At 69.1% G+C, this 15,831-nt stretch carries 15 protein-coding genes; 10 read left to right on the forward strand and 5 right to left on the reverse strand.

The window, feature by feature from the left end; translation table 11 throughout:
- Window positions 1-19 precede the first annotated feature (19 nt).
- Together BWO91_RS01905 and BWO91_RS01910 are read right to left on the reverse strand one after the other, a co-directional pair.
- Entirely contained in the window at window positions 20-697 is a 678-nt protein-coding gene (locus BWO91_RS01905) for a response regulator (protein ID WP_079000862.1), read from the reverse strand.
- The gene (locus tag BWO91_RS01910; RefSeq protein ID WP_079000864.1) at window positions 694-1,929 is read right to left on the reverse strand and encodes a sensor histidine kinase; all 1,236 of its coding nucleotides are present in this window, start codon (window positions 1,927-1,929) and stop codon (window positions 694-696) included. The genes BWO91_RS01905 and BWO91_RS01910 overlap by 4 nt, the downstream gene beginning before the upstream one ends.
- A gap of 165 nt (window positions 1,930-2,094) precedes the next feature.
- Between BWO91_RS01910 and BWO91_RS01915 the strand changes: the two genes are divergently transcribed.
- From BWO91_RS01915 to BWO91_RS01935, 5 genes are all read left to right on the forward strand, one after another.
- Window positions 2,095-2,802 carry an ABC transporter ATP-binding protein gene (locus BWO91_RS01915; RefSeq protein WP_079000866.1) on the forward strand — a complete coding sequence of 236 codons (708 nt, stop codon included), beginning with the start codon at window positions 2,095-2,097 and terminating at the stop codon, window positions 2,800-2,802.
- Window positions 2,799-4,109 carry an ABC transporter permease gene (locus tag BWO91_RS01920; protein WP_079000868.1) on the forward strand — a complete coding sequence of 437 codons (1,311 nt, stop codon included), beginning with the start codon at window positions 2,799-2,801 and terminating at the stop codon, window positions 4,107-4,109. The genes BWO91_RS01915 and BWO91_RS01920 overlap by 4 nt, the downstream gene beginning before the upstream one ends.
- Before the next feature lie 281 nt (window positions 4,110-4,390).
- Window positions 4,391-4,987 carry a hypothetical protein gene (locus BWO91_RS01925; RefSeq protein WP_153303350.1) on the forward strand — a complete coding sequence of 199 codons (597 nt, stop codon included), beginning with the start codon at window positions 4,391-4,393 and terminating at the stop codon, window positions 4,985-4,987.
- A gap of 428 nt (window positions 4,988-5,415) precedes the next feature.
- Window positions 5,416-6,687, forward strand: a complete 1,272-nt coding sequence (locus BWO91_RS01930) for an HNH endonuclease signature motif containing protein (protein WP_079000872.1) — start codon at window positions 5,416-5,418, stop codon at window positions 6,685-6,687.
- A 316-nt stretch (window positions 6,688-7,003) separates the two neighbouring features.
- Window positions 7,004-7,459, forward strand: coding sequence for a BLUF domain-containing protein (locus tag BWO91_RS01935; RefSeq protein ID WP_240555640.1), 456 nt, complete (start codon window positions 7,004-7,006; stop codon window positions 7,457-7,459).
- A 19-nt stretch (window positions 7,460-7,478) separates the two neighbouring features.
- On the opposite strand, the gene BWO91_RS01940 is transcribed toward BWO91_RS01935, so the two are convergent.
- Window positions 7,479-8,192, reverse strand: coding sequence for an HAD family hydrolase (locus BWO91_RS01940; RefSeq protein WP_079000876.1), 714 nt, complete (start codon window positions 8,190-8,192; stop codon window positions 7,479-7,481).
- An 81-nt stretch (window positions 8,193-8,273) separates the two neighbouring features.
- Complete coding sequence (locus tag BWO91_RS01945; RefSeq protein ID WP_079000878.1) at window positions 8,274-8,825, reverse strand: hypothetical protein; 552 nt, start codon at window positions 8,823-8,825, stop codon at window positions 8,274-8,276.
- Window positions 8,826-8,924: 99 nt separating this feature from the next.
- On the opposite strand from BWO91_RS01945, the gene BWO91_RS01950 reads away from it, so the two are divergent.
- The 5 genes from BWO91_RS01950 (at window position 8,925) to BWO91_RS01970 (ending at window position 13,782) form a co-directional block, all read left to right on the forward strand.
- Window positions 8,925-9,674, forward strand: coding sequence for an ABC transporter ATP-binding protein (locus BWO91_RS01950; RefSeq protein ID WP_079000880.1), 750 nt, complete (start codon window positions 8,925-8,927; stop codon window positions 9,672-9,674).
- Window positions 9,674-10,498: a hypothetical protein gene (locus BWO91_RS01955; RefSeq protein ID WP_079000882.1), complete on the forward strand. Its 825-nt coding sequence runs from the start codon at window positions 9,674-9,676 to the stop codon at window positions 10,496-10,498. The genes BWO91_RS01950 and BWO91_RS01955 overlap by 1 nt, the downstream gene beginning before the upstream one ends.
- Before the next feature lie 19 nt (window positions 10,499-10,517).
- Entirely contained in the window at window positions 10,518-11,765 is a 1,248-nt protein-coding gene (locus tag BWO91_RS01960) for a serine hydrolase domain-containing protein (RefSeq protein ID WP_079000884.1), read from the forward strand.
- 71 nt (window positions 11,766-11,836) lie between these two features.
- Complete coding sequence (locus tag BWO91_RS01965) at window positions 11,837-13,123, forward strand: sensor histidine kinase (protein WP_167620422.1); 1,287 nt, start codon at window positions 11,837-11,839, stop codon at window positions 13,121-13,123.
- A complete protein-coding gene (locus BWO91_RS01970; RefSeq protein ID WP_079000888.1) occupies window positions 13,120-13,782 on the forward strand; it encodes a response regulator in 663 nt (220 codons plus the stop codon). The genes BWO91_RS01965 and BWO91_RS01970 overlap by 4 nt, the downstream gene beginning before the upstream one ends.
- Window positions 13,783-13,996: 214 nt before the next feature.
- Here the strand turns inward: BWO91_RS01970 and BWO91_RS01975 are convergent, their stop codons facing one another.
- On the reverse strand, window positions 13,997-15,784 hold the full coding sequence (locus BWO91_RS01975) for a hypothetical protein (RefSeq protein WP_079000890.1): 1,788 nt from the start codon (window positions 15,782-15,784) through the stop codon (window positions 13,997-13,999).
- Window positions 15,785-15,831: the final 47 nt, after the last annotated feature.

Here is a 15,831-nt window from a genome sequence, read left to right on the forward strand (position 1 = left end):
ACAGGACGACAGTACCGGTTCAGTCGTCGGCGCCCGGCCGCAGCAGGCCGCTCTCGTACGCGAGGATGACGAGCTGGGCGCGGTCATGAGCGGCGACCTTGGTCATGATGCGGTTCACGTGGGTCTTCGAGGTGTGCGGTGAGATGACGAGGTCGTCGGCGATCTGCTGGTTCGACCGTCCGCGGGCCACGAGGAGCAGCACCTCGAGTTCCCGCTCGGTGAGCAGCGCCAGCTCGGTGGGGACCGCGCGTGGGCTCGTCGGTTCCCCCGCAGCGACGACGTACTTCGTGATGAGACTCCGGGTCGCCGCGGGGGACAGGAGAGCGTCGCCGGCGTGCACCGCGCGCACGGCGCGGACGATCTCCTCGGGCTCCGAGCCCTTGCCGATGAAGCCGCTCGCGCCGGCCCGCAGGGTCGCGACGAGGTTCTCGTCCTCCTCGAACGTGGTGAGGATGAGGACCCGCGTGTCCGAGAGGTCGGGGTCGGTGCAGATCGCCGAGGTCGCGTCGATGCCGTCGAGCACGGGCATGCGGATGTCCATGAGCACGACGTCCGGTCGCATCTCCTGCGCAAGTGACACCGCCTGCGCGCCGTCGACGGCTTCGCCCACGACCTCGAGGTCGGCCTCGGACGAGAGGATGTCGGCGACGGCCTGACGGATGAGCGACTGGTCGTCGACGACGAGCACGGTGGTCATGCGGGGGACTCCTCGGGGTGCGTCGGGTGCGCGAGAGTCGGCTCGCCGGTCGGGAGGCTCGCGGACAGCCGCCAGCCGCCCGGAGTCGCGCCGACGTCGACGGACCCGCGGACGGCGGCGACGCGCTCACGGATGCCGAGGAGTCCGTGTCCGGTGGTCGGCGCCGCGTCGGCCTGCTCACGCGGGACCCCGGGTGCCGTCGGGTTGCTCACGCTGACGACGATCCTCCCGTTCTCGCCCTCCACGAGCACGTGCGCACGACGCTCAGGACCGTGCTTCAGCGCGTTCGTCAGCCCCTCCTGGATGACGCGGTACGCGACCATGTCCGTGGCGGTCGACAGCTCCAGTGGGTCTGGGTCGATCCGTGTCGTGATGTCGAGACCCGCGGCCGTGAACTCGGCGATCAATGCGTCGAGTCGGTCGAGTCCCGGCTGCGGCAGCGTTCCCCGGGAGCCTGCGCCAGCGCCGTCGCTGTCGCTGCGCAGGACCTCGAGCAGATCACCGATCTCGCCGAGCACCGTCCGCGACGCCCGGCGGATCGAGACGAGCGCCTCCTTCGCCTTCTCCGGCCGCGTCTCCAGGGAGCTCGACGCCACCCCGGCGTTCAGGCTGATCACCGAGATCTGGTGGGCGACGGTGTCGTGGAGGTCCCGCGCGATCCGGAGCCGCTCCTCGGTCACCCGACGCCTCGCCTCTGCCTCGCGGGTCTGTTCGGCCCGCTCCGCGCGTTCGGTGATCGCCAGGATGTACGCGCGGCGGGACCGCGTCCCGTCTCCGGCCGCGGCGGCGAACGCGATCAGCACCGCGAACTGCACCGTCCGCGGATCGAAGCTCCCGATCGACGCGAGCAGGCTGAGGAGGGCGACGGCGACCATCGTCGCGACGGCCGTGATGAGGGTCGTCCGACGCGCAGAGCGAACGGCCACCCCGAACATCGCGATGGCGGCCGCGACCACGACACCGGGAGCGAGGGTCCCCGTGATCGCCGCTGCCCCGTAACAGGCGACGACGGCCGCGAGCACCGGGATGGGCCAGTGTCGACGGAGCGGGAGCAGGAGCGCGGGCGCGACGACGAGCGCGACGACGAGTGGGCTGCCCGGACGGAACTCCGCGTTGGGGAACGGGATGAACGCCGAGGCGATGATGAGGACCGCGGCCACCACATCGCCCACCCACGCCGGAGGTCTCGGATGCGGATCGCGCACCCGGTGATCCTGCGTCACGGAGGTCATGGGCCCAGTCTGCCGGGAACCGGCGTCCGGCGACTCCTCCGCACGTGGCATTCCGCGGTACCACGGACGCGGTACACGGGTGTCCGCCGGAGGGGGACGCGTCGGACGGGCGTCGCCGCGAGTCTGGACTGGTGCCGGAGTACCGGCCCCAGACGAGGAGACACCATGCAGAACACCACAGCGCCGCCGATCATCTCGGTCCGGGACGTCCGGCGTTCCTACGGTCGCGGTCAGAACCGGTTCGACGCGCTGAAGGGGGTGAGCTTCGACATCCACGCCGGCGAGAGTGTCGCGATCGTCGGGAAGAGCGGCTCCGGCAAGTCCACGCTCATGCACGTGCTCGCGCTCCTCGACGCACCGAGTTCCGGCACCGTCGAGCTCGAAGGGGTCGACACGAGCACCCTCCGCGGTCGCCGCCTCAACACGACCAGGAACAAGACCTTCGGGTTCGTGTTCCAGCAGTTCTTCCTCACCGCCAATGCGACGGTGCTCGAGAACGTCCTGCTCCCCATGAAGATCGCCGGCGTCCGCCGCCGTGACCGACGTCGCCGGGCGCTCGCCGCACTCGCGCAGCTCCAGCTCGAGGACAAGGCGCGCAACCGTGCGGTGAACCTCTCGGGCGGGCAGAAGCAGCGGACGGTGATCGCCCGCGCGCTCGTCAACAACCCGCGGATCATCTTCGCCGACGAGCCGACCGGCAACCTCGACACGGCGACCGGCGCCGTCGTGGAGGACATCCTGTTCTCCCTCAACCGGGAGAGCGGCATCACCCTCATCGTCGTCACGCACGACGAGGAGCTGGCGGCACGCTGTGATCGGCGGATCCTCATCCGAGACGGACTGCTCGTCGAGGACGAGGCGGTGGCCGCATGAGAACCGTCGACCTCATCGGGACCGCCGTCGCGAACACGTTCCGGTCCAAGACCCGGACCATCCTGACCATCCTGGCGATCTTCGTCGGGGCGTTCACCCTCACCCTCACGAACGGGCTCGGCACCGGCATCAACGCCTACATCGACGACACGGTGTCGAGCGTCGGCGCGTCCGACACGATGACCGTCACCAAGACGTCCGACACCGGCGGCGGGCTGGGTGGGGCCACGAGCGGGCCGAAGGAGTACGATCCGGACGCGGTCGCCTCCACCGGTGCCGGTGCGCCGGGATCGACCGTCGTCGCCCTCACGCCGACCGATCTCGACGAGCTCGGCGGGATCGACGGCGTCCTGGACGTGCAGGCCGTGAAGTCGATCTCGACCGACTACATCGAGGCGGGCGGCGGCACGAAGTACGTCGTCGGTGTCGGTGGGCTCATCTCCGGGCAGAGCGTCACACTGCTGGACGGTGCACAGCCCGACGACGACACCGACACGCTTCAGCTCGTGCTCCCCACCTCCTATGTGGAACCGCTCGGCTTCGGAAGCGACGCCGACGCGGTCGGGCAGACGGTCACGGTCGCCATCACGGATGCGCAGCGCACGCAGCACACCGTGGACGCGACGGTCGTCGGAGTCGCCGAGGAGAGTCTCACCTCGCCCACGGGCGCCTCGATCGTGCCGAACGCCGCGCTCACCGACCTTCTCTACGAGACACAGAACATCGGCGTCCCGTCCGACCAGGTCGAGCGGTACGCGCAGGCGTCCATCCGGTTCAGCGCGGACGCCACCGACGAGCAGGTCACGGCGTTGAAGGACCGACTCGCCGACGCGGGCTACACCGGCACGACCGTCGCGGACCAGCTCGGCACCATCAAGACGGTGATCGACGGGATCGTCCTCGTCCTCAACGCCTTCGCGATCATCGCCCTTCTCGCGGCCAGCTTCGGGATCGTGAACACCCTGCTCATGTCCGTGCAGGAGCGCACCCGCGAGATCGGGCTGATGAAGGCCATGGGGATGGGCAGCGGGAAGGTCTTCGGGTTGTTCAGCCTCGAGGCGGCGTTCATCGGTTTCCTCGGCAGTGCGATCGGCGTCGGTATCGCGGTGCTGGCCGGCACCGGCATCAGTGCCGCGCTGTCCGGATCGCTCCTCGCCGACCTGCCGGGCCTCGACCTCATCGCGTTCGACCCGGTGTCGCTCGGGATCATCGTCCTGGTCGTCATGGTGATCGCGTTCCTCGCCGGGACCCTGCCCGCCGCCCGGGCCGCCAAGGCCGATCCGGTGGAGTCGCTCCGCTACGAGTGAGATGCGGCGGAAGGTCCGTGGTGACGGCTGTGGGGCGTGGCGGAAGCGGCGCCCCACAGCCGCGCCGGCGCCAGGTTGAGGAGCAGCACCGGCGCAGACGCTCAGGTCACGTCTGCAGCGTCCACGTTACGACCAGCGACCGCCCTGTCGTCGGAGGTTGAGGCTCGGCGCCTGCTCTCTTACGCTTCGCGCTGTGGCTGTCCATGCGGGTCGTCGGTTTCATCGCGCTGCTCCCGTCGGTCTCTTCCGGACACTACTCCGGAACCAATATCGTCGACATCATGCGTGTGTTGCAGCGGGTGGGAGTGCCGCTTCTCGTGTCCGGAACGATCGTGCTCGCGCTGTCGGCGTGCTCTGGTGGGAGTGGGCCCGGTGGTGACTCCGCCGGTGGTGCATCGCCCGCTGCGACGGTGCCGGCGGAGACGTCGAGCGGGGGCTCGGGAGACGGATCGCCCCTGCAGGTCGACTGCGCGGCGGTGCAGGCGGCCGTCGCGCCGTACATCGAGGGACTCGTCGCGCGGGAGGACAACGGGGCGGACGAGTACGGGACCCTCTGCGGCTGGGAGGCGCCGGAAGGGACGATCGACGCGGCGGACATCCGGTCGGTGGAGGTCGTCGTCTCGCCGGAACCGAGTGAGGCGCTGTCGGCCGATGAGCTCGCCGCCGCTGGGCTCACGCCGATCCCGGATACGACCATCGAGGCTGCCGGCGGGATCGCGTACAGCGCGACGGTCGAGACCGGAGTCGCCGCGGTGATCGTCACGACGGTGGTGCTGCCGGACGCCGAAGTGTCCGTCACCGGCGGGCAGTGGGCGGGTCATCCGTCGCTCGACGGGCCTGCCGCGGTCGAGGTCGTGAAGGTGCTCATGGGCCGGTGAGCGGACTGGGAGCATGTCGCCTTTCGGCACGCTCGGCGACCGAGACCGTTCCCTGAGCACCCCGGTCCGCGAGCAACCCTTCCCCGTTCCCTGAGCAACCCTTCCCCGTTCCCTGAGCAACCCTTCCCCGTTCCCTGAGCAACCCTTTCCCGGTCCACGAGCGACCCTTCCCCGGTCCCTGAGCTTGTCGAAGGGCGCACGTAGGCACTTCGACAAGCTCAGTGACCGGAGGAGGTCCACCCGAATCCCCTCCGCTCCTTGAGCAACCCTTCCCCGGTCCCTGAGCCTGTCGAAGGGCGCACGGAGAACCCGGCGAATCCGGCATGCCTCTCCCGGTCCCTGAGCCTGTCGAAGGGCACACGAGGAGACTTACACAACCGGCTCGACTCAGCATCTGAAATGTCAGTGGTCCATGGTGGACTTGTCCCATGACCGAGACCACCATCACCGCGATCCGCGCGAGCGACGAATACGCCGCACGCCTCGCGGAGTTCTCGGACCAGTACGCGGAGATCCAGCGTCGGCGTGCTGCTCTGGACGCCGAGGAGGCCCGCCTCCTCGCCCGCTCCGCCGCCTACGCGGACGCCTTCGCCGACGCCACGGTCCCGGCGATCTTCCCGCCCGCGGAACGCCAGGCGCTCTCGCGCCGCTCGACGTGTGCGGCGCTCGCGATGGCGACGCGGATCCCGGAACGGACGGTTCAGCGTGCGACCAACGATGCCGAACTGCTCGTGAACGAAGCGCCGGCTGTGCTCGAGTCCCTCGAAGCCGGTCGTATCTCGGCGCGGCACGCGCAGACGATCGTCGATCAACTCAGTGACGTCCCGACCGCAGGGCGGACGGTGTTCCTCGCTGAGGTGCTGCCGGTTGCGGAGGAGTCGACCAACGCGTACCTCCGGAAGCGCGCCCAAGTCCTGCGCGAGCGCCTCCACCCGGAATCGATCACCGCACGCGCAACCCGTTCCGAGGCTGACCGTCGCATCGAGTTCGAACCCGCCGCCGACGGCATGGCCTGGGTGCACCTGTTCACCACCGCGCCGATCGCGCAAGGCATCATCGAGCGGGTCGAGACGGCAGCGGCGGAATCGCGCAAGGCCGGCGACACCCGCACCTGCGGACAGCTGCAGGCGGACGCGCTCGCGGCGCTTGCGCTCACCGGTGTCACGCCGGACGACGTGATGTCGAGCCCGGTGCTCCCGCACCCGATCGAGGTGCAGGAGCACATCGAGCCGACCGTGCAGATCACGGTCCCGGCGCTCACGATGGCCGGCGTCTCCGATGCACCCGGCATGCTCGATGGGTACGGCCCCATCGACCCTGAGACCGCAGCACGTATCGCCGTGAACGCACCGAGCTTCACTCGGATCCTGGTCCAGCCCGAGACCGGCGCGGTCCTTTCCGTCGGCCGGAATCAGTACCGCGTTCCGGCCGACCTCCAACGCGCTGTACGCCTGCGGGACGGCACCTGTCGGGCACCCGGTTGCGGCAGACGGGCCCGGGCTTGCGACCTCGATCATTCGGCCGCGTGGGAGGACGGCGGCACGACGGATGTCGGGAACCTCGCCTGTCTCTGTCGACATCACCATCGGATGAAGCACCTTCCGGGATGGAATCTCGACCATGGTCCCGGTGGGGTGCTCGAGTGGACGACACCCGACGGGAAGCATCACCGGACCGAACCGGACCCCGCCCCGTTCTGACCCGTTTTCGGTCCCTGAGCCTGTCGAAGGGTTCTTCGTGGGCACTTCGACAGGCTCAGTGACCGGGAGAGGTCCGCCCGGAGTGGTGAGGCATGCTCGTGGGCACTTCGACAGGCTCAGTGACCGGGGAGAACAGGCTCAGTGACCGGGGAGGACGCGCTCAGTGACCGGGGAGGACGCGCTCAGTGACCGGGAGAGGTGCGCCCGGATGGACCCGGTCCCTGAGCCTGTCGAAGGGCAGTCGGGTTGCACACGCTCCGTGGACGGGGAGCCGCTTCCGGGACCACCTCCGCACCCCGCCGGGTAGGCTCCAAAGGTGGGCACCGACGAAGACCAGATGCTGTCACTCGTATACGCGAGCACGGCGACACAGCCGTTCAGCGACGACGACCTCACCGCCCTGCTCGCCACCTGCCGCGAGAACAACGCCCGCGCACAGCTCACCGGCATGCTCGTCCACCGCGACGGCCGGTTCCTGCAGGTCCTCGAAGGACCGGAGCCCGCCGTTCGCGAGCTCATGGAGACCCTCGCCGCCGATCCCCGCCACACCGGCATCCGTGTGATGTTCGAGGAGCCCATCCGCGAACGCCAGTTCGCCGCCTGGACGATGGGCTTCGAACGCGCTGACACCGCCACCGGCACCGATTCGGAGACCGAGCTCGACGGCTACCGCGACACCTTCGACGACCTCGACCGCGACGACCCGACCGCCACCATGCGCGCGCTGCAGGAACTCGCCCGCTGGTTCCGCAGCCGCGCCACGCGGAGCTGAGCCGCGCTCACACCCGCAGTCAGCCTGCGAGGTTGCCGATCGGGCTGTCGTCGAGGTTCGCGAGCAGGTCCGCGACGTCGCCGTAGACCGCGACCGCGCCGGCGTCACGGAGCTCCTGCTCACCGAAGCCACCGCTGCGCACCCCGATGCACTCCACGCCGGCCCGCGCAGCCGCCTCGATGTCCCAGACGGCATCGCCGACCATGACCGCCCGCGACGCCGGCACGCCCGCACGATCGAGCGCGACCTCGACGATGTCGGGCTCCGGCTTGGCGGTCTCCACGTCACCGGACGAGGTCGCGGCGAAGATCGCGTCGTCGACGTCGAGCAGCTCCCGCAGGATCTCGAGCTCGTTCTCCGGAGCCGACGTCGCCAGCACGACTGCGATCCCGCGGCCCGCCAACTCGCCAAGCAGCTCGCGCGCACCGCCGATCACCCGCAGCCGGGAGGTGTTCTGGAGGTAGTACTCGCTGTGCAGCTCCTTCGCCCGCTCGCCGTACTGCTCGACCTCGTCGGAACCGTCCAGCAGCGATTCGAGCAGCTCGCCGCCGTCCTTGCCGATCGAGCGGTGGATCCGCCATGCGTCGACCGGTCTGCCGGCATCGGCGAACGCACGATCCCAGGCGTCGACGTGCAGGTAGTTCGAGTCGACGAGCGTCCCGTCGATGTCGAAGAGCACCGCGATGCGGTCATCGGAGTTCTCGGGGACGGTGGTGTCAGCTGGTTCGGACATGCGTCCAGTCAATCCCGCGAGCCCGCGATTGTGAAGCGGTGGTGATTCGCCGCAGAACGTGCGAGCCCGCCGTGCCGCCCGCTACTGGAACCGACTCGTGAGGACCACCGAGCTGGTCGCATCGTCGAGGAACACCTGCGTCACCCGGCCGTCCTGCGAGAAGGCGTCGTCGAGCGCAGACGAACGCACGAACGGTCCCGGCGGCAGTGCGTCGTCGAGTCCGGGGTCGAGGTCCGGAAGCTCCGCGCCCACGTCCGAGCCCGCCTCATCGGGTGCGAGCGCCCGCAGTTCCGGGTATCCGGCCTCGTCCAGGACGACGACCGCATCGATCCAGTACGTGCTCGGGCCCGGAACCCGCGCGTCGCCCATGGTTCCCGACATCCAGGTCGCCGAGAGCGCGCTGGCGAGTTGTGGGAAGCGCTCGGTGAGGGGGTCGAACTCGTGCCGGATCTCACCGGTGCCCGAGCGGGTCGCGGCGTCCGATGCGGATACGGATGCCGCCGTCGTCCGGTCCGGCGAGGGCGACGACGCGCAGCCTGCGAGCAGACCGGCGACGACGACCGCCGTGGCCACGAGGGTCGCGCGCGGCGCGAGACGGCGACGTCGATCGTGCAGCCGAGCAGTCGTGTCCATGCCTGCAGCCTAGGGGTCGTCGATGACTGTCCGTTCGGCCAGCCCGGGACTGTGCGGCGGGCTGGGGCGCCCTGGGCCACCCGCTACGAGGCTGAAGACATGAACGTACCAACCTCTCATCCCATCGAGGCCCGCGGGCTCCGGAAGACCTTCCACGGTCGCCCGCGCGTCGACGACGTGTCCTTCACCGTCGACCCCGGCCGGGTCGTCGGACTCCTCGGCCCCAACGGTGCCGGGAAGACCACCACCATCCGTCTGCTCCTCGGTCTGGTCCGTCCTGACGCGGGCGACGGTCTCATCCTCGGCCGCCCGTACCGCCAGCTCGAGCACCCCGCTCGTTCCATCGGCGCCGTCCTCGACGCCGGTGGACTCCACCCGGCCCGCACCGGGCGGCAGCACCTCCGCATCGCCGCCGCACGGATCGGGGTCGACGCGGCCCGGATCGACGCGGTCCTCACCGAGGTGGGGATGACTCGCGACGCCGACCGTCCTGCGGCCGGGTATTCGCTCGGCATGCGTCAGCGGATCGCGATCGCCGCAGCCCTCCTCGGCGAGCCGGCCGTGCTCATCCTCGACGAGCCGTCGAACGGTCTGGACCCGGCCGGCATGCAGTGGCTGCGACGCCGGCTGCGTGCGTTCGCCGACGCGGGTGGGACGGTGCTGCTCTCGTCCCACCTTCTGTCCGATGTCCAGGACATCGCGGACGACGTGGTCGTCATCACCGACGGTCGCGTGCTGGCCCAGTCGTCGATGGTCGACATCCTCGCCGCATCGGGCGGTGACCTCGAGGCGTACTACCTCCAGGTCACCGGAACCGCCCAGCTCACCGAGAACAGGGAGGTGCGCTGATGTTCCGCGCTGAACTCATCGGGCTCGTCACCACGACCGCGACGAAGGTCACCGCGGCGGTCGCCGTCGCGGGACTCATCGTCACGCAACTCGCCTTCGTCACCCTCATGCCCGCCCTCGCCGACGGCGACATCGGTCCTGGCCTCGATGCCCTCGGGAGCGACTTCCCCGTCCTGGACCTCGCCTCCCGCGCCGTCCAACTCGACGCGCTCAACCCCCTCGGTGCGTCGATGGGCAGCGGCTCCATCGGCGTCGCACTCCTGGCGATCACTTTGCTCGGTGTGCTCGCCGGCACGAGTGACGACCGCTACGGCGGCATCGTCGGTGCTGTCCTCGCTTCACCCAAGCGGTTCCGCATCGTCGCAGCCAAGGCGGGCGCGGTCGCACTCGCCGGCGTCGCCCTCGGTGTCGTGCTCGCCCTCGTCAGTCTGGTCACGCTCGTGATCACCCTTGCAGCGACTGGAACGCCCTTCGTCCTCGGTCTCCCTGACCTTGCAGCACGGTTCGGGCTCGGTGTCCTCGCGGTGACCGCACTGTCGGTCATCGGCCTCGCGGTCGGACTCATCGTCCGCACCCAGCTCGCCGGCGTGCTGACGATGATCGCGGTCCTCATCCTCGAACCGATCGTCGTCTCGTCGATCCAGTTGGTCGGCGGCGGTACTCCGCCGGTCTGGACCCAGTACCTGCCGGTCGCCCTGGCGCAGGGCGTCATCCACGCCGGGACGGGCGGGGTCGGCCTGCCCGTCGTCACCATCGCCCTCGTCGCCCTCACCGCGGCGCTGAGCGTGGCCGCATCCGCAACGCTCGCACGCCGCGACCTCTGAACGGAAAGGAACCACCAGCATGGACACCCAGCTCCAGAACCCGAACCAGCCGCAGCCCCCGAACCGGTCGGAGACACCGACGCCGAGGCGTCGCCGGACCCGCACGGTGATCGCCGTCTCGGTGGTGGCCGCCCTCCTCGCCGGAACCGTCTCCCTCGGGGCCTGGTACCGCAGCACCGACCGGGCCGCGGCCGCTGCGTCCGCATCCGCGCCGCTGCAGGATCGCATGCAGTCCCTCGTCGACGCCGGCTACCCCGCTGCGCTCGCCTCGGCGATCGGACCGGACGGTGAGGCGATCGACGTCGCGGCCGGTATCGGCGACCTCGCGACCGACGAGCCGGCCCCGGTCGACGGCGAGGTGCGGATCGCGAGCAACACGAAGATGTTCGTCTCGACCGTCGTCCTGCAGCTCGTCCAGGAGGGGAAGGTCGCGCTCGACGCCCCGATCGACACCTACCTCCCCGGGCTCATCACCGGCGACGGCATCGACGGCACCCGCATCTCGGTCCGTCAGCTGCTGCAGCACACGGCGGGGCTCCCCGAGTACGCCGACCAGATCGCCGCCGACGCGTTCGCGGCCCAGGAGCGCTACATCTCGCCTCGCGACATGCTCGATGTCGCCCTCGCGAAGCCCGCCGTGTTCGCGCCGGGTGAGCGCTGGGAGTACAGCAACACGAACTACCTCCTACTGGGCCTGCTGGTCGAGGCCGTCACCGATCGAGCGTTGCCGCAGCAGATCGACGAGCGCATCGTCAAACCGCTCGACCTCGAGCACACCTACTTCCCGGCGCCGGGCGAACGCGAGCTGCGCGGTGAGCACCCGCACGGGTACCACGCGAAGACCGTCGGCGACCTCCTTGACATCACGGCCCTCGACTCCTCCTTCGCCTGGTCCGCCGGGGCCATGGTGTCCACACCGCACGAGCTCAACGTCTTCATGCAGGCCCTGCTCGACGGTGAACTGCTGGACGAGGAGAGCCTCGCCGAGATGCAGACCACGGTTCCGGCCGGCGATGAGCTGTGGCCGGAAGCGAGCTACGGACTTGGCCTGCAGCGGTACCCGCTCAGCTGCGGTGGCGCCGCGTGGGGACACGGTGGCGACATCCCGGGGACCCAGACGCGTAACGCGGTCGGTCCCGACGGGACGGCCGTCACCATCGCGGTCACCTCGCTGCCGTGGGCGGTTGTGTCCCCCGACGACCACGAGCGGTTGATGGAGCAGTACCGGATCGTCGTCGACGCGCTCGACGCGACGCTCTGCGAGTGATGACCGGTCTCCACCGCACGTCGAGCGTCGGCTCCCTCCGGGGCCGGCGTTCGACGTGGTTGACTCGACGCATGACCTCTCCCGCACGGCGCGCACCGCTCGCGGACCGCCTGCGCTCGGCTCTCCCGCCGCTCCTGGTGCTCGCCGGTGCGGTGGGCTACCTCGGTGTCGACCCGTGGGTGGGTGGGCTGCATCCGGTGCCAGGCCAGATCCCGGCCTGGGTGCATGCCGGGCTGGTCGTCCTCCAGGCCGTCGCGATGCTGCAGCGCGTCAGGTATCCGGTCGCAGTGTTCGCGGTGGTCGTCGCCCTGGACCTCGTCATCCTCGGCACCACCAGTGGTGAACTCGGCATCGGCTCGCTCGGCGTGATCCTGGCGACGTACGCGCTCGCGCGACGGCGGGAACGGCGGACCGTCGTGACCGCGCTGGTCGTGGGTGCGGCCGCCACGACGATGGTCGGCGGGATCGCGATGGTCCTCGGCTCATCGGAGCAGCCGCTCGTCCTCGTGTTCGCGGTCGTCGCGCGCATCGCGCTGCAGTACGTCCTCCCAGCGGGTGTCGCCGAGTACGCCAGGGGGCGTGAGCGCTTGTTGTCGGCAATCGAGGACCAGGCGCGCATGGCCGAGAACGAGCGTCGGATCAGTGCGCAGAACGACCTCCGGGCCGAACGCACGGCGCTCGCCCGCGAACTGCACGACATCGCCGGGCACCACCTGTCGGGGATCATCGTCAGTGCCCAGGCGGCCAGCGCGCTGGTCGAGCGCGACCCGGAACGCGCTCGGGCGATGCTCCAGACGGTGCAGTCGGACGCACGGACGACGCTCGTGGATCTGCGGCGGACGGTCGGCCTGCTGCGCAGCGATGATGCGGACGTCCAGCGCGGCGGAGACGGATCGACGCTCGGTCCGGCGACAACCCCGACCATTTCGGCGATCCCGGAACTCGTCGAGGCGGCGCGGTCGCGTGGGCAGCACGTCGCGTACACCGTGACCGGTGAGCCTCGGGTGCTGGGTCCGCTCGCGGAGACGGCCGCGTACCGGACCGTCCAGGAGTCGCTCGCAAACGCCGCTCGCCATGCGCCCGGAGCCGTCTGCCGCGTCGCGGTGCGGTTCGAGGTGGACGCGATCGAACTCACCGTGACGAACGCCGCGTCGTCGCAGCGGCCTGCTTCACCGTCGCGCGACGGCTACGGCCTCTGGGGCATGCGCGAGCGCGCCGAACTCATCGGAGCGCGTTTGACCTCGGCACCGACGGACGAGGGCGGGTGGCGCAACCGCCTGACCATCCCTGACGAGCACCGTCCCGACGAGCACCGCCCCGAGGAGCACCGTCCCGACCAGCATCGGAGTGATTCATGATCCGCCTCCTCATCGCCGACGACCAGGCGGTCGTCCGCGCCGGCCTCTCGGTGATCCTCGGCGCCGAGCCCGACATCGAGGTCGTCGGTGAGGCGATCGACGGTGCCGACGCGGTGCGCTTGGCGAAGGAACTGCGGCCCGACCTGATCTGCATGGACATCCGGATGCCGGGCACGGACGGGATCGCGGCGACCCGCACGATCACGGCGGACCCTGAGCTCGACGCCGACGTCCTCATCCTCACGACCTTCGACGTCGACGCGGACGTGTTCGCCGCCCTCGAGGCCGGTGCGGCAGGCTTCCTCCTCAAGGGCGCCGATGAGGCGACGCTGCTCGCCGCGATCCGGTCCGTCGCAGCGGGGGAGGGGACGCTCGACCAACGCCTCACCCGTCGCATCCTCCGCGAGTTCTCAGAGCGCCGACGGGAGACGCCCGCGGCCGCGATGGCACCGGCGGAGTCGCCGCTCACCGATCGCGAATTCGAGGTCCTCGACCTCCTGTCGCAGGGCTTGTCCAACGCCGAGATCGCCGAGCGACTCTTCGTCGAGCCCACCACGGTGAAGTACCACCTCGCCGGTCTGCTGCAGAAGACCGGAGCGCGCGACCGCCTCCAGGCCGTGTTGTGGGGGATCCGCGCGGGGCTCATCGACCCGCGGTGAGCGCTGGGTGGCGATGGTGCGGGCGCTATGCGTCGCCTGGTGCGCTGAGCCCCGAGGACGCGAGACGACCGGGAACGGCAAGGGAGGACCGGCAGGCGTTCACGGCTGTACGTCGCACTGCTCATCACAGCGCCGGACACGGTGGTCTCTCCAACACCTATAGCGGTCGCAGTTCCCGCGCCGAAGCCGTGCCATCGGCGCGGGAACTGTTGCGTTACTTGAGCCCGACGGGCCCGTAACCCCTCGACCCGGTCTCCCAGACGTTGAAGGCTCCTGATCCTGCACTCCCTGCACCCACGACCGTGATCCCGGTACTGCTGGCAGTGATCGGGGTGGGGTCGCGGAAGGTGTCGCCACCGTTCTCCTCAGTACTGAGGAGCCAGTAAGTGCCGGGGGCGAGGTTCACTCCTGAAGAGAGGGTGCAGTATTTCAGACCGTCAGAATCGGTTGTCAGCGTGGGGTAGACCACACAGCGAGCGACGACGGACTTGTCGGAGTCTCGATAGAGGTTGATCGAGTGGGGACGGTAGTCGCCGGCTGTGGCGTATCGTCCCAGCCCCGTCACCGTGCGGCTGCCTGAGAGCGTGAGCTTGATTCCCGCCTGGACCGTCACATCGTTGCGGCTGGCACCGATCGGTGCGCCATAAGACAGGGCGGCGGGGGCGGTGGTGGGTGTCTTCGACGTCGGAGCGGCAGCGACTGTGGTGGAGGTGACGGTGGCCTGCGCGATGTCCTTCATGCTGTAGGCGGACGTCGTTCCGCCGAGGGTGGGCTGGTTGTAGCTGTTTCTGAGCAAGAGTCCGGCGAGTTGGCCTGAGCCTCCCGTCTGGTCTGCTCGGATGCCCGCGGCGTTGATGGGGTTGCTTCCAGGGCTGCGACCCCAGCGGGAGATCGTGGTGTTCTCGACGTTGATGTCGGTCATGGCGCCGTTGCCGGAGTTGTCGAAGAGCATCAGCCCGGCGCCGTCGGTGAGGTCGATCGTGGAATTCGTGAGGCTGATGTTGTCGCCGACGCCTTCGAAGTCGAATCCTGCTCCGTCGTAGTCGTTTGCCGCGTTCCGGCTGACGTTGCGAATGTGTATGAGGTTGAAGGAAACATCTCGGCTGTAGGCGACGACGAGGCCCGCAGTGCCGTAGTTGTTGACTGCTCCGCCTGAGTCGAAGGCGCGCAGGTTGGAGAATGAGCCACCGTTGACGAACAACACGTTGAACCCCCAGAGTGCCCCGTTGATGACTTGGAGGTTGTCCATCGTGACGTTGCGGATCCATTGGTGGCTGCCCTGTTCGGACATCTGGAATCCATCTGAGTTCGTGACCAGCCCCCCGAACCAGGTTGCCGCGCCCACATCGCTGAAGGTGGAGTTGGTGACGCTGAAGCCGGTCAGAGCGGTCTTGCGGCTGGGCGGGTTCGCCTTGTTCGTCTTCGAACCATCCGCGGCCGAGTCGTAGGTCTTCACCACGATCGCTGCCGACGTGTGGTTGTACAACGAATAGTTGCTGTTGAAGGTCGGGGTCAGGCTACTGACCTGCACGGAATCGATGGCGACATCCTGGCGGTTCGAGACGTTGCTGTACGAGAGTGCAATGCCCTCGTAGGCGTTGGATACGGCAATGTTGTTGATTCGCCAGTATCCGACTCCGTCGAGTTTCACGCCCTGGCTGTCGAGGACACCTGGTGAGATCAGCGGGAGACTGCCAGAACCATAGGCGGACAGTGTGATGGGCGCACCGGCCATTCCGCTTTCCGTGAAGACGAGTCCTCCGCCTGTCCAGGTGTCTCCGCGCTTGAGCAGTAGCTGATCGCCTGGTTGGAAGGTCCTGGAGTTGAGCGAGTCGAGCGTCTTCCAGGGTGACGACGAGGAGGTGCCTGTGTTGGTGTCCGAGCCTGAGGACGAGCTGACGTAGTAGACGGTGCCCGCCGCTTGAGCCGGACTCGCGACGATGACGACGCCCAGCGCCGAGATGATGGCCGCCGCGGCTATGACGGCGACGGATCGAAGCATTCTTTTCACCGATGTCCTCTTCCTTGAGGTCTTCGAGGCCTGTCTCG

It is taken from the genome of Plantibacter flavus, from assembly GCF_002024505.1.
Classification (GTDB): domain Bacteria; phylum Actinomycetota; class Actinomycetes; order Actinomycetales; family Microbacteriaceae; genus Plantibacter; species Plantibacter flavus_A.

Coding starts and splice junctions, on each gene's coding strand:
- BWO91_RS01975 (WP_079000890.1), bottom strand. CDS start 15,784: ATGCTTCGATCCGTCGCCGTCATAGCCGCGGCGGCCATCATCTCGGCG.
- BWO91_RS01905 (WP_079000862.1), bottom strand. CDS start 697: ATGACCACCGTGCTCGTCGTCGACGACCAGTCGCTCATCCGTCAGGCC.
- BWO91_RS01965 (WP_167620422.1), top strand. CDS start 11,837: ATGACCTCTCCCGCACGGCGCGCACCGCTCGCGGACCGCCTGCGCTCG.
- BWO91_RS01920 (WP_079000868.1), top strand. CDS start 2,799: ATGAGAACCGTCGACCTCATCGGGACCGCCGTCGCGAACACGTTCCGG.
- BWO91_RS01955 (WP_079000882.1), top strand. CDS start 9,674: ATGTTCCGCGCTGAACTCATCGGGCTCGTCACCACGACCGCGACGAAG.
- BWO91_RS01925 (WP_153303350.1), top strand. CDS start 4,391: ATGCGTGTGTTGCAGCGGGTGGGAGTGCCGCTTCTCGTGTCCGGAACG.
- BWO91_RS01940 (WP_079000876.1), bottom strand. CDS start 8,192: ATGTCCGAACCAGCTGACACCACCGTCCCCGAGAACTCCGATGACCGC.
- BWO91_RS01910 (WP_079000864.1), bottom strand. CDS start 1,929: ATGACCTCCGTGACGCAGGATCACCGGGTGCGCGATCCGCATCCGAGA.
- BWO91_RS01930 (WP_079000872.1), top strand. CDS start 5,416: ATGACCGAGACCACCATCACCGCGATCCGCGCGAGCGACGAATACGCC.
- BWO91_RS01950 (WP_079000880.1), top strand. CDS start 8,925: ATGAACGTACCAACCTCTCATCCCATCGAGGCCCGCGGGCTCCGGAAG.
- BWO91_RS01945 (WP_079000878.1), bottom strand. CDS start 8,825: ATGGACACGACTGCTCGGCTGCACGATCGACGTCGCCGTCTCGCGCCG.
- BWO91_RS01970 (WP_079000888.1), top strand. CDS start 13,120: ATGATCCGCCTCCTCATCGCCGACGACCAGGCGGTCGTCCGCGCCGGC.
- BWO91_RS01915 (WP_079000866.1), top strand. CDS start 2,095: ATGCAGAACACCACAGCGCCGCCGATCATCTCGGTCCGGGACGTCCGG.
- BWO91_RS01960 (WP_079000884.1), top strand. CDS start 10,518: ATGGACACCCAGCTCCAGAACCCGAACCAGCCGCAGCCCCCGAACCGG.